This is a genomic window from Microbacterium keratanolyticum (genome assembly GCF_016907255.1).
Taxonomy (GTDB): Bacteria; Actinomycetota; Actinomycetes; order Actinomycetales; family Microbacteriaceae; genus Microbacterium; species Microbacterium keratanolyticum.
This window is the reverse complement of sequence record NZ_JAFBBQ010000001.1, coordinates 52,644-65,642: the sequence shown is the minus strand read 5'-3', so window position 1 is coordinate 65,642 and position 12,999 is coordinate 52,644. Positions and strand designations below refer to the sequence as shown.

Annotated in this window: 11 protein-coding genes; 9 read left to right on the top strand and 2 right to left on the bottom strand. The window is 67.3% G+C overall.

Annotated features, from left to right (window positions below; translation table 11 throughout):
* Window positions 1-38: 38 nt before the first annotated feature.
* The 6 genes from JOD62_RS00325 (at window position 39) to JOD62_RS00300 (ending at window position 6,315) form a co-directional block, all read left to right on the top strand.
* Complete coding sequence (locus JOD62_RS00325) at window positions 39-971, top strand: proteasome assembly chaperone family protein (protein ID WP_204937364.1); 933 nt, start codon at window positions 39-41, stop codon at window positions 969-971.
* A 169-nt stretch (window positions 972-1,140) separates the two neighbouring features.
* Window positions 1,141-2,403, top strand: a complete 1,263-nt coding sequence (locus tag JOD62_RS00320) for an RNA polymerase sigma factor (RefSeq protein ID WP_204937363.1) — start codon at window positions 1,141-1,143, stop codon at window positions 2,401-2,403.
* Complete coding sequence (locus JOD62_RS00315) at window positions 2,396-3,721, top strand: MurT ligase domain-containing protein (RefSeq protein ID WP_204937362.1); 1,326 nt, start codon at window positions 2,396-2,398, stop codon at window positions 3,719-3,721. Before JOD62_RS00320 ends, JOD62_RS00315 begins: the two co-directional genes overlap by 8 nt.
* Window positions 3,718-4,494, top strand: coding sequence for a type 1 glutamine amidotransferase (locus tag JOD62_RS00310; RefSeq protein ID WP_204937361.1), 777 nt, complete (start codon window positions 3,718-3,720; stop codon window positions 4,492-4,494). The genes JOD62_RS00315 and JOD62_RS00310 overlap by 4 nt, the downstream gene beginning before the upstream one ends.
* A 52-nt stretch (window positions 4,495-4,546) precedes the next feature.
* Window positions 4,547-5,257: an alanine racemase C-terminal domain-containing protein gene (locus tag JOD62_RS00305; RefSeq protein ID WP_271171570.1), complete on the top strand. Its 711-nt coding sequence runs from the start codon at window positions 4,547-4,549 to the stop codon at window positions 5,255-5,257.
* Window positions 5,257-6,315 carry an alanine racemase gene (locus JOD62_RS00300; RefSeq protein WP_204937360.1) on the top strand — a complete coding sequence of 353 codons (1,059 nt, stop codon included), beginning with the start codon at window positions 5,257-5,259 and terminating at the stop codon, window positions 6,313-6,315. The genes JOD62_RS00305 and JOD62_RS00300 overlap by 1 nt, the downstream gene beginning before the upstream one ends.
* Before the next feature lie 23 nt (window positions 6,316-6,338).
* Here the strand turns inward: JOD62_RS00300 and JOD62_RS00295 are convergent, their stop codons facing one another.
* Window positions 6,339-6,557: a DUF7455 domain-containing protein gene (locus JOD62_RS00295; RefSeq protein WP_204937359.1), complete on the bottom strand. Its 219-nt coding sequence runs from the start codon at window positions 6,555-6,557 to the stop codon at window positions 6,339-6,341.
* A 181-nt stretch (window positions 6,558-6,738) separates the two neighbouring features.
* Here JOD62_RS00295 and JOD62_RS00290 point away from each other — a divergent pair, with 181 nt between their 5' ends.
* Together JOD62_RS00290 and JOD62_RS00285 are read left to right on the top strand one after the other, a co-directional pair.
* Window positions 6,739-8,865, top strand: coding sequence for a DNA gyrase/topoisomerase IV subunit B (locus JOD62_RS00290; protein WP_204937358.1), 2,127 nt, complete (start codon window positions 6,739-6,741; stop codon window positions 8,863-8,865).
* On the top strand, window positions 8,865-9,302 hold the full coding sequence (locus tag JOD62_RS00285; protein WP_204937357.1) for a GNAT family N-acetyltransferase: 438 nt from the start codon (window positions 8,865-8,867) through the stop codon (window positions 9,300-9,302). Before JOD62_RS00290 ends, JOD62_RS00285 begins: the two co-directional genes overlap by 1 nt.
* 24 nt (window positions 9,303-9,326) lie before the next feature.
* Here the strand turns inward: JOD62_RS00285 and JOD62_RS00280 are convergent, their stop codons facing one another.
* Window positions 9,327-11,771: a DNA gyrase/topoisomerase IV subunit A gene (locus JOD62_RS00280; protein ID WP_204937356.1), complete on the bottom strand. Its 2,445-nt coding sequence runs from the start codon at window positions 11,769-11,771 to the stop codon at window positions 9,327-9,329.
* A 98-nt stretch (window positions 11,772-11,869) separates the two neighbouring features.
* On the opposite strand from JOD62_RS00280, the gene JOD62_RS00275 reads away from it, so the two are divergent.
* Window positions 11,870-12,997: an alkaline phosphatase family protein gene (locus tag JOD62_RS00275; RefSeq protein ID WP_204937355.1), complete on the top strand. Its 1,128-nt coding sequence runs from the start codon at window positions 11,870-11,872 to the stop codon at window positions 12,995-12,997.
* Window positions 12,998-12,999 lie beyond the last annotated feature (2 nt).

Here is a 12,999-nt window from a genome sequence, read left to right as displayed (position 1 = left end):
GGGGCCGCAGGGCCTGCTGGTGCTCGTAGCATGGGCGTATGCCTTACTCCGGTGACCTTTTCGAACGCGTGGCGAATGCTCCGGTCGTGCCGTCCGGCCTGCCGCTGATCGTGTTGCTCACGGGCTTCACGGATGCCGGCTCTGCCGTGTCGGGCCTCATCGATCACCTGCATGAGACGGCATCTCCGCGCCCCGTCGTCGTGTTCGAGAACGACGTTCTCCTCGACTACCGCGCGCGTCGACCGGTCATCTCCTTCGAGCACGACCACCTCACCGACTTTCGTCCGGCCCGGCTCGAGCTCTCGCTGATGGCGGATGCGCTGGGCCAGCCGTTCCTCCTCCTTTCGGGATACGAACCCGACTTCGCCTGGAACGCCTTCACTGACGCGGTTCTCGAACTCGCGGACGAATATGAGGTCGCATCCATGTCGTGGGTGCATGCGATCGCGATGCCGGTGCCGCACACGCGACCGGTGGGGACGACTGTCAGCGGGAATCGTGCAGAGCTCGTCGCGGCGCATTCCGTGTGGCGCCCGCGCACGCAGGTTCCGGCGACGGCGGGCCACCTGCTCGAGTATCGGTTCGCGCAGCAGGGCATGCGCGTCGTCGGGTTCGTCCTGCTGATTCCGCACTACCTGGCCGACACCGAGTATCCGGCGGCCGTGCTCGCTGCGGGTGACCGCCTGATGAAGGCGACGGGGCTCGTGCTCAACATGGATGAGGTGCAGAGTCAGGAACCGGACTTCCTGGCGCGCGTGGCCGAACAGGTGGAAGCCAGCGACGAGCTGCGTCAGATGGTGGAGAACCTCGAGCAGCGCCACGACTCCTACATGTCGGGGCTCACGAGCGAAACCTCCGCGCCCCGCTTCGACGAGGGATCGCTGCCGAGCGCCGACGAACTGGCGGCAGAACTCGAGCGCTACCTGGCCTCGCGTCCGTCCTCTGACGATGACAAGTCCGGCCGCGGCTGAGAATCTTTCCCCGATTCTCTCGTCGAGTGCGCCGCGGGCCGGAGCGTATGTCATACTGGAGGCCTGACCCGTTGTCAATCAGTTCGTCGTCCCGGCGTACAGACTTGACAAGGGTCTTACTAGTGTCCGAAATGGAACGGGCTTGCGCAGCCCCCATGAAAGGCGAGACGTGACTACTGCCACGAAGAAGACCACCCGGACGAAGAAGGCCGCAGACGCGGACACCGTCGACGTCGTCGACGAGACCGCTGAGGCCGCCGCGCCCGCGGCGAAGAAGAAGACCACGGCTGCTGCCGCGAAGAAGGCGCCGGCCAAGGCCGCCGCGCCCAAGAAGACCACGCGGAAGAAGAAGGACGACGACGAGGTCCACGAGGATGCTCCGGCTGAAGACGTCGTAGAAGACGACGAAGAAGAGGGTGCGAAGCCCGCTTTCACCGAGCCGCTGCCCACGGGCGCGATCGTCATCTCGTCGAACGACGACGAAGACGTGCCGGTCTACTCGACCCAGATCACGGGCGCGACGGCCGACCCGGTCAAGGACTACCTGAAGCAGATCGGCAAGGTCGCGCTGCTGAACGCGGCCGAAGAGGTCGAGCTCGCCATGCGCATCGAGGCAGGTCTCTTCGCAGAAGAGAAGCTGTCGACGATGTCGGACGCTGAGAAGAACAGCCAGCTGGGTCTCGACCTGCAGTGGGTCGCCCGTGACGGACAGCGCGCTAAGAGCCACCTGCTGGGCGCGAACCTCCGCCTCGTCGTGTCCCTCGCGAAGCGCTACACGGGTCGCGGAATGCAGTTCCTCGACCTGATCCAGGAGGGAAACCTGGGCCTCATCCGTGCCGTCGAGAAGTTCGACTACACCAAGGGCTTCAAGTTCTCGACCTACGCCACGTGGTGGATCCGCCAGGCGATCACCCGTGCGATGGCCGACCAGGCGCGCACGATCCGCATCCCCGTGCACATGGTCGAGGTCATCAACAAGCTCGCCCGCGTTCAGCGTCAGATGCTGCAGGACCTCGGTCGCGAACCCACTCCGGAAGAGCTCTCGCGTGAGCTCGACATGACTCCGGAGAAGGTCGTCGAGGTGCAGAAGTACGGGCGCGAGCCCATCTCGCTGCACACGCCTCTCGGTGAAGACGGCGACAGCGAGTTCGGTGACCTCATCGAAGACACCGAGGCGGTCGTCCCGGCCGACGCGGTGGGCTTCACGATGCTGCAGCGCCAGCTCGAGCAGCTGCTCGACTCGCTCTCCGAGCGCGAGGCGGGCGTGATCCGCATGCGCTTCGGCCTGGGCGACGGCCAGCCGAAGACGCTCGACCAGATCGGTGACACGTTCGGTGTGACGCGTGAGCGCATTCGCCAGATCGAGTCGAAGACGATGGCGAAGCTGCGTCACCCGAGCCGTTCGCAGTCGCTGCGGGACTACCTTGAGTGATCTGAGCCGTACCCCGCGAGCACGTCAGGCCGGCATCCGCTACGTCTTTCCTGTGCTCGCGGGCAAGCTCGCCCGCTTCGCGACGCGTCTGCGTGGCGGCGGCTCGGCTTTTCCCGGCTACCTGACCAACAAGCTGTCGCCGACGCTGCTGCCGACGCTCGCGGGCCAGTTCCCGCGCGGTGTCGTCTTCGTGCTCGGCTCCAACGGCAAGACCACGACGACGCACATGGTCAGCGAGGTTCTGCGCGCGCACGGACTCACCGTGTTCACGAACCCCACGGGGGCGAATCTGCCGCAGGGCGTCACCAGCGCTCTGCTCGCGGATGCGACGATCACCGGCCGAGTGCGCGCCGATGTCGCCGTGCTGGAGGTTGACGAGGGATATGCGGCAGATCTCGCCGATCTGCTGTCGCCGTCGGTGATCCTCTCGCTGAATGTCCAGGTCGATCAGCTGTACCGGTTCTACGAGACCGAGCGCGTCGCCGACATGATGCTGGATGCCTCGACGCGCGCGAGCGAGCACGTCGTGATCAACCGCGACGATCCGTACCTCAGCAAGATCGACGTCTCCGCGATGCGCGGGGAAGTGTCGTTCTTCGGGGTAGGTGCGGACATCGTCGCGGCATCCGCCCACGGCCTCGCCAACGCGACCGATACGCGCAGCGGCGACGCCGGGGCGATCGCGCACGCCGCGTTCGCGGAGGTCACCGAAGTGAACGGCCGCGAGATCACTGTGGATGTCGCAGGGACACCGGTCGCTCTGACCCTTCCCGCCAAGGGGCTGCACTATGCCGCGGATGCGGCGGCTGCATTGACGGTCGCGGCGCGCGTCATGGGCGCTGATTTCGATCCACAGGCCTCTGCGCGCGGTTTCGCACAGATGGCCCCGGCATACGGGCGCGGCGAGGTCATCCCGCTGCGTCATGACCCTGCCGGCGAGCAGGTCGAGTTCGTGATGTTCAAGAACGCGCCGAGTCTGCAGATGAACCTCGACGCGCAGGATGCCGCTCCCGAGCGTCTCCTGATGGCTATCGACGAGGGCACGCCCGACGTGTCGTGGCTGTACGACGTCGATCTCGACGTCCTCGACCACGTCGACGTCGTCACCGGCGAGAAGGCATACCAGCTCGCGCTGCGGCTGGAGCACGCCGGGGTGCCGATCGGACTGGTCGAACCTGACATGGAGAAGGCTGTCGCACACATGCGATCCCTGCCGGAGACGCGCGCGGGTCGCCAGACCTGGTTCGTCAACTACGAGCTCATGATGATCGGGCGCAAGATCCTCGGTCACGGTGATCAGGAGGTCGCGCGCCGATGAGTGCTGTGCTGCAGATCGTTCAGCTGTATCCGGCGGAGCTGGGTGTCACGGGCGACCGTGGCAACGTGCGTGCCCTCGAGGTGCGTGCGGAACGCGCAGGACTCACAGTGCAGACGACGCGCGTCGGAATCGGTGAACCGCTTCCTGCCGACGCGGACATCATCGTGATCGGCAATGGTCCGCTGTCCGCCATGCGCGGTGTGCACGCCGATCTGCAGGCGCGACACGCTGGCCTCGCCGCGGCGATCGCCGATGGTGTCGTCGTCCTCGCCGTCGGTGCGGGTGCAGAGCTTCTCTCGATGGGCGTTGAGCTTCTCGACGGCCAGACGGTCGAGGGGCTGGGCGTCCTGCCGTTCCGCGTAGAGCGCACCCGCGATCGTCGTGTGGGATATGTCATCGCGACGACTCCCCATGGCCGACTGATCGGCTTCGAGGACCACGCATCGACGTGGGTGCTCGCCCCGGAGGCGGAGGTCTACGGCGAAGTCACCGCCGGGATCGGCAGCTTCATTCTCGACTCGAGCCGAGAGGGTGCACCGCGCCGCGGCGAGACGATCCGCCACGAGAACGCCTTCGCGACGAATGTGCAGGGGCCGGTGCTTCCGCTGAACCCGCAGCTGGCCGATGAGCTGCTGCGTGCAGCTGCCGCACGCCGCGGTCTGGTGTACGAGACCGCGACGGGCCACGCCGTTCTCGATGAGCTCGCCGCCGGGGCGCGCAGCGCGATCGAGGGGCGCATCGACGTGGAGACATTCACCTACATGAAGGTCTGACCCTCGAACGGGTCTCGAAGTGGGCGGAACGCCGGCGGTTAGGCTGGATGCTGTGAGCGAGCTTTCCCAGAGTGCCGTGCCGCGCGCGGTCATCAGCCGCACATCTTTGGCGAGCGGTGCCGTGAAGGCGGTCGCTGCCGCACCCCGTGGGGGAGTTGCGGATCTTCGGCGCGATGCGTGGGGGCACGGTCTGATCATGGTCGCCCAGGCGCTGCGCGCTGCCGGTGCGGCTGGTGCGCTCGTCGACTCGGAGGCGGACGTGGCTCTGCTGCGCGAGCACGGCCTGCACGCCGCGACGACGGGGGAGCCAGATCTCGACCCTCATCTGCTCTACGGCCTGCCGGATGCACAGGGTGTGCTTCGTGCAGACCCCGTGATGCGCGTGACTGGACGTGTGCTGTCCACCAAACCGATCGCCGCAGGTGGTGGCGTCTCCTACGGCTATACACATCGGGCCTCCGAGGACTCCACCCTGGCGCTCGTCGTCGGCGGATACGCGCAGGGGATCGTGCGTGCGCTGGGCAATCATGCGCATGTCGATATCCATGGAGTGCGCATGCCGATCGTCGGGCGCATCGCGATGGATGTGTGCGTGGTAGATGTCGGCGATACCGAGGTCGCGCCGGGGGATGTGGCGACGTACTTCGGGGGATGGGGAAGCACGCGCACAGAGCTTGCGCTCTGGAGCGAGATCGCCGGCCTCACGGTCGCAGAACTCGTGAGCGTCGTCGGCCAGAAGTGCGTGCGTGAGGAGGAAGACTGATGCCCCCTTCGATCGTTCTGCGTTCTTCGCAGCTCATCGCCAACCTCGATGCGCTGCGCGCCCACACGGCGCCGGCGGAGCTCATGCTCGTCGTGAAAGACGATGCGTACGGGCTCGGCGCGCACTGGGCCGCGGAGACGGCCGTGCACGCGGGCGTGCGCTGGATCGGCACCTACGACGTGGGTACCGCCCTCGCCCTTCGTGAGGCCCTCGGCCCAGAGACGCGCCTGTTCGCCTGGGCAACCTCGGCGGATGACGAGGTCGCCCAGGCGATCCGCGGCGATATCGATCTGGGTGTGGGGTCGATGGAGTATCTTGAGCGCGTGATCGCCGCCGCCGAGCGGCTCGGTCGCAACGTTCGCGTGCATCTCAAGGTCGACACAGGACTGCATCGCAATGGCATCGCCCCAGCCGAGTGGGCAGAAGCCGTCCGTCGCACACTCGGGGCGGAGCGTGCGGGCAGCGTCCGCCTGGTCGGCGTCTGGAGTCACCTCGCGGAGGCCAGCGACGCCGAGGACGACGCCGCGCAGGCGCTGTTCCACATCGCCGTCCGCGAAGCCGAGGAGCTCGGCGCGCTTCTCGAGCACACGCACCTCACCGCGTCTGCGGCGACGTGGGAGCGGCCCGAGCTGCGTGGCTCTCTCGTCCGGGTCGGTGCGTTCTGCTACGGCGTGCGCTCAGCGGACGGACCGGAGATCGCCGAGCTCGCGCCGGTGGCCTCCCTGACCGCACCCGTCGTCGCGATCGACGGTGATGGGGTGTCGGTCGGAATCGGGAGCCTTGACGGGCTTCCAAGCAGCCTGAGCGGGCGGGTGACGGTCGGGACTCCCGCCGGCGCGCGCGCACTGCTCTCGATCGGGCTGACTTCGACGCGTATCGCGTCCTGGGCGGGGGCAGCCGTCGGTGACGAGGTCGTGCTCTTCGGACCGGGCCGCACGGGGGAGTCCTCGCCGACGACGCTGGCCGAGACGATCGGCACGGTGGGTGAGGAGATCCTGACCCGTCTCGCTCCCGGAATACAGCGACGCGCGACCGACGAAATCGTCGATCGCGCGTAGCGGTGTCGGTGGGGCGTCGCGCCTCAGACGGCCTCGGAGAGCCGGGCGGTCTCGTCGTGCCACGAGGTGGCGACGCTGCGAAGCTTCTCTTCGTACTTGCGGCCGTGGTGGGCGCAGAAGAGCAGCTCGCTGCCATTGACGACCGCGGCGATGTACGCCTGCGCTCCGCAGGAATCGCAACGGTCCATGGCCGTGAGGCGGTGCTCAACGGCCGGTACTTCTCGTTCAGTCGTCGCGTTCATTTCATTGCCTCCTCGGGTATCGGATCGCTGTGGAACCGTGCTCAATACAACCACGCCTGGCTGGGAGTCATGCCCGCAAGACGGCGTGTTTCGCTCACCGCGTACCGCAGTCGGGCCAGGCCCCGCACCCTGGGGAGTGTCGGAGGTGCGACGGCCGCTCACGGCGATACGATGGGGAATTGTGACGTCCGAGTATTCCGCCCATCATCTGCAGGTTCTCGAGGGCTTGGAAGCTGTCCGCAAGCGGCCCGGCATGTACATCGGCTCGAACGGTTCGCCGGGTCTCATGCACTGCCTGTGGGAGATCATCGACAACTCTGTCGACGAAGCCGTTGCGGGCAACGGCACACGTATTGACATCGTGCTGCACGACGATGGCAGCGTCGAGGTGCGTGACCGTGGTCGCGGTGTGCCCGTCGATGTCGAGCCGCGCACGGGCCTGACCGGGGTCGAGGTCGTCTACACGAAACTGCACGCCGGCGGAAAGTTCGGCGGCGGCTCCTACGCTGCGTCGGGCGGTCTGCACGGTGTCGGCGCCTCCGTCGTCAACGCGCTGTCGGAGCGACTCGACGTCGAGGTCGACCGCGGCGGCAAGACCTACGCGATGTCGTTCCACCGCGGTGAGCCCGGCATCTTCGCGGATGACGGCGCTCCGCGGCCGGATGCGCCGTTCACGCCGTTCGAAGAGCGCAGCGAGCTGCGCGTGATCGGTAAGGCCCCGAAGGGCGTCACCGGTACGCGCGTGCGCTACTGGGCCGACCGCCAGATCTTCACGAAGGATGCCGCTTTCCAGCTTGCTGAGCTGGAGACGCGAGCCCGTCAGACGGCGTTCCTCGTGCCCGGGCTGGAGCTCGTGGTCCGAGACGAGCGAGGTACTGCCGGCGCCGCGGCCGGTGCTGAGGGTGAAACGACGTCGGATGTCGCCTCCGCCGTCGAGACCTCCTACCTGTACGAGGGCGGCATCAGCGAGTTCGTCGAGTACCTCGCGTCCGACGCACCCGTCACCGACACCTGGCGGCTGCAGGGCGAAGGGCGCTTCACGGAGACCGTGCCCGTGCTCCAGGCCGACGGCTCGATGCGGGTGACCGAGGTCGAGCGCACCTGCGCCGTCGATATCGCGCTCCGCTGGGGAACCGGATACGACACCACGACACGGTCGTTCGTGAACATCATCGCAACGCCCAAGGGCGGTACGCATCAGCAGGGCTTCGAGCAGGAGCTGCTCAAGACGATGCGCGCCCAGGTGGAGCAGAACGCCCGCCGTCTGAAGGTCGGCAACGACAAGCTCGAGAAGGACGACGTCCTCGCCGGACTCACAGCGGTGCTGACCGTCACGGTTCCCGAACCGCAGTTCGAGGGCCAGACGAAGGAGGTCCTGGGCACACCCGCCGTGCGCGCGATCGTCGCGAAGGTCGTCCGCACCGAGCTCGCGGAGCGTTTCACCTCGACCAAGCGTGACGACAAGAGCCAGGCGACGCAGCTGCTCGACAAGATCGTCTCCGAGATGAAGGCGCGTGTTTCCGCTCGCGCCCACAAAGAGACCCAGCGCCGCAAGAACGCCCTCGAGTCCTCGACGCTGCCGACCAAGCTCGTCGACTGCCGCACCAACGACGTCGAACGCAGCGAGCTGTTCATCGTCGAGGGTGACTCGGCCCTCGGCACCGCGAAGAACGCGCGCAACAGCGAGTACCAGGCGCTTCTGCCGATCCGGGGCAAGATCCTCAACGTGCAGAAGGCGTCGGTCAGCGACATGCTCTCGAACGCCGAGTGCGCCTCGATCATCCAGGTGATCGGCGCCGGGTCCGGGCGCTCTTTCGATATCAGCGCCGCCCGCTACGGCAAGGTGATCCTGATGAGTGATGCCGATGTCGACGGCGCGCACATCCGCACCCTGCTGCTGACTCTGTTCTTCCGCTACATGCGCCCGCTGATCGAAGAAGGACGCGTGTTCGCCGCCGTGCCGCCGCTGCATCGTGTGATCGTCATCAACCCCGGGTCCAAGCCGAACGAGACGATCTACACGTACAGCGAGCAGGAGATGCACGCCCTGCTGGCGAAGCTCCGCAAGGCGGGCAAGCGCTGGCACGAGCCCCTGCAGCGCTACAAGGGCCTCGGTGAGATGGACGCCGAGCAGCTGGCCACGACGACGATGGACAAGTCGGGCCGTCTTCTTCGCCGCGTGCGCATGGAGGACGCGGAAGCCGCTGGTCGCGTGTTCGAACTTCTCATGGGCAACGAGGTCGCACCGCGCCGCGAGTTCATCGTCGACTCGTCCGACAGGCTGTCACGCGAGTCGATCGACGCCTGATGCTCATCGACTCCGCGCCTCTGCTGCGCGCGGCGGTCCCGGAGGACGTGCACGCCGTCGTCGCGCTCAAACGCGAGGTGCTACACGCTGACCTGGATCGGCTCGGCATCTGGGATGAAGATCGCTCGCGCGAGCGTGTCGAGCACTACTTCGCGCCCGAGCGCACGCGGATGATCGTTCTCGAAGACCGCGTCGTCGGCACCGTCAGCGTTCGTCCCGCTCCGGACGGCACCTGGTTGGAGATGTTCTATCTGCGCGCCGATGTCCAAGGCCGCGGCATCGGAACCCGGGTGCTTCAGGCGCTGCTCGCGGAGACGCCCGGTATCTGGCGGCTCCAGGTGCTCTGCGGCTCGCCCGCGCGCTCACTCTACGAACGCCACGGTTTCGTCGCTGTCGAGGATGACGGGATCGACGTGTGGATGGTGCGCACCGGCTGACGCCCGCGCACACCATCCGCACGCTCAGATGATCGTGCGTCCGATGGATCCGATCACCGCGTCGAGCGCCTGACCGGAGGCGTCGCGCTTGGCTCCCGACTCGGGTAGCGCACGTGCGGCGCCGTCGCTGCCGACCGCGAGGGCAGGGGACTGCCCGACCCAGGCGAGACGCAGACCCGTTTCGCCCTTGAGGAGAGCATGGGCGCGGACGCCGCCGGTGGCGCGTCCCTTGCCCGGGAACTCTGCGAACTCGGAGACTTTCGCTCGTCCGGCATCCGCGCCCAGCAGCACATCGTCGGCACCGGAGATCGTGACGACAACGGCCTGATCGGCGTCGGTGACGACCGAGAACGTGATGACCTCGGCTTTCGCAGCGAGCTTGACGCCCGCCATGCCACCCGCGGGCGCGCCCTGCGGCCGGACGGCGGATGCCGCGAAGTGCAGGAGCTGCGCGTCCGAGGTGACGAAGACGAGCTCCGCATCGTCCGGAGCGGATCCGGCGCCGACGACGACGTCGCCGGGCTTCATGCCGATGATCTCGAGCTCGGCCTTGTTGCTCGGAAGCGTCGACGGCACGATGCGCTTGACGATGCCGCTACGCGTACCGAGAGCGAGCGGAGTCTCGTCATCGAAGCGCATGAGCGCGATGATCCGCTCGCTCTTGTCGAGCAGCCCGATGTAGTCACGCAACGCGACGCCGGCGGCGAGATGCACCGACGCGGGCGGCACGGAGGGCAGGTCGACAGGGGAGAAGCGCAGCACACGACCCGCGGAGGTGACGGCACCGATCTCGCTGCGGGTCGTGGTCTCGAGCGTCGAGAGCACGGCGTCGTGCTTGCTGCGCCGACCTGCCGCAGTGAGCTCCTGGCCATCGGCGAGGTCGACGCGCACTGCGCGACCCGTCGTGGAGAGCACGACGACCGTGGGGGTGTCGGCGATCTGCAGATCGACGGCGCCCTTCGTCGCGCGCGGCTTTGGAGGCGCAGCGTTCAGCAGAAGCGTGCGGCGGGGGGTCCCGTAGGCCTCCGCCGCGGCGTCGAGTTCGGTGGCGACCTGCGCGCGCAGCAGCGCGTCGCTGCCGAGAAGCTCCTTCAGGGCGGCGATCTCGGCCTGCAGCTTGTCGCGCTCAGCCTCGAGCTCGATACGGGAGAACTTCGTCAGGCGTCGCAGACGCAGTTCGAGGATGTACTCCGCCTGCACCTCACTGAGCTCGAAGACCTCGCGCAGCCGGGTGCGGGCCTGCTCCGAATCATCGGAGGAGCGGATGAGCTGGATGACCTCGTCGATGTCGAGGATCGCGAGCAGGAGACCTTCGACGAGGTGCAATCGTTCTTCGCGTCGTGCCAGACGGTAGCGGCTGCGGCGGGTGATGACCTCGAGACGGTGCTTGATGTACACCGCGAGCAGATCGCGCAGTCCGAGCGTGCGCGGCTGCCCTTCGACGAGCGCGACGTTGTTGATGCTGAAGGAGTCCTCCAACGGCGTGAGCCGGTAGAGCTGCTCCAGGACGGCATTGGCATCGAAGCCGGTCTTGATGCCGATCTGAATGCGCAGTCCGTGGTGACGGTCGGTCAGATCGGTGACATCGCTGATGCCCTGCAACTTCTTCGCCTGCACGGCATCGCGGATCTTCTCGATCAGACGCTCGGGGCCGACGTTGTACGGCAGCTCGGTGACGACGATGCCGGTGCGGCGCGGTCCGAGCGGTTCGACAGAGACCTTGCCGCGCACCTTGAGCGCCCCGCGTCCGTTGGCGTACGCGTCTTTGACGCCGTCGAGACCCATCAGGATGCCGCCGGAGGGGAAGTCCGGGCCGGGCACGAACTCCATGAGCTCTTCCGTCGTGGCATCCGGGTTCTCGAGCAGATGAATGGCGGCGGCGACGACCTCGATGAGGTTGTGCGGTGCCATGTTGGTCGCCATGCCGACGGCGATTCCGCTGGCGCCGTTGACGAGGAGGTTCGGGAAGGCGGCGGGGAGAACAGCGGGCTGCTGGAACTGACCGTCGTAGTTGGGGATGAAGTCGACGACGTCTTCGTCGAGGCTCTCGGTGAGCGCGAGAGCGGAGGCGGCGAGGCGCGCCTCGGTGTAGCGGGAGGCGGCTGGGCCGTCATCGAGTGAACCGAAGTTTCCGTGTCCGTCGACGAGGGGGACACGCAGCGCGAAGTCCTGCGACAGGCGCACCAGTGCGTCGTAGATCGCGGAGTCGCCGTGCGGGTGCAGCTTTCCCATGACCTCACCGACGACGCGGGCGCTCTTCACGTGGCCCTTGTCGGGTCGCAGACCCATCTCCGCCATCTGGAACAGGATGCGACGCTGCACCGGCTTGAGCCCGTCGCGGGCATCGGGCAGCGCCCGCGAGTAGATGACCGAGTACGCGTACTCAAGGAACGAGCCCTGCATCTCGGTCGACAGGTCGATGTCTTGAATGCGCTCGTCAACCGGTTCGGGTGCGGGGGTGCGGGGCATGTGCTTCCTGCTCGCCAGAGTTCGGATGGGCGGGCCGTGCGGAGGGGGTCCCTCGACGCCAGGCTCCGAGCCGCCTCGCGTGTGCGAAACTGGCTCAGATGTCTTTCATGCTACCGGCCGAGCCCCCCTCTGCCCGGCAAATCTCCGGGGTGGCGGCCGACCTGCGCGGTGCGATCGCCGGTCTGCCCAGCGCTCTGCCGCGCGTGCGTTCGACGGTTCTCATCGTCATCGATGGGCTGGGAATGCTGCAGTTGCGCGCCCACGCCGGTCATGCGCGACGTCTCACGGCGGGCATGGGGAAGAAGGACGTCGCGTACTCCGTCTTCCCTTCCACGACGGCCTCCGCCCTCACGACGCTGCTCACCGGGGTCGAGCCCGGTGAGCACGGGCTCGTCGGCTATCGCGTGCTGGACCGCGAGAGGGACCGCCTCGTCAACATGCTCAGCGGCTGGGAGAGCGACAAGCTCGATGCGCGCGTCTGGCAGCCGGTTCCGACCGTTTTCGAGACAGCGGCAGAGGCCGGGCATCCGGTGTTCGCCGTGGGTCTGCCTGTCTACGCCACCACGGGATTCACCCAGGCCACGCTCCGGGGCGCGACCTTCTTCGGGCAGTGGAACACACGCGACCGCGTCGCCCAGGCGTACCAGCTGGCTGCCGAGCATGAGGGCGCGCTCGTCTACTGCTATCTGCCGGAGGTCGACAAAGCCGGACACAGGCATGGCGTCGACTCCACCGAGTGGCTGCATGCACTGGAAGACCTCGATTCGGCCTTCGCCCAGGCGGTGCCTCCCGGCGTGGGCGTGCTCGTCACCGCCGACCACGGGATGATCGATGTGCCGCGGCATCGCCATCTCGTCATCGACCAGGGTGACCGGATGCTCGACGGCGTGCGGCACTTCGGGGGAGAGCCACGCATGCTGCACGTCTACCTGGAGCCGGATGCGTCCGTTGAGGCCGTGCGCGATGCCTGGCGCGTGGGTACGGAGAAGATCGCCGACGTGCTGACGGGCGACGAGGCCGTCGCTGCGGGTCTGTTCGGGACGGTGCTTGCGCCGGGAGTGCGAGAGCGGATCGGGGATCTCGTGATCCCGGCACGCGGCATCTGGGCGCTCTATGACGGCACCGCAGAGGATCAGCGAGCGCAGACCATGGTCGGACAGCACGGCTCTCTCACTCCCGAAGAGCGTCAGGTGCCGTACCTGCGCTTCGGGGCGTTCGCGCAGTAGCT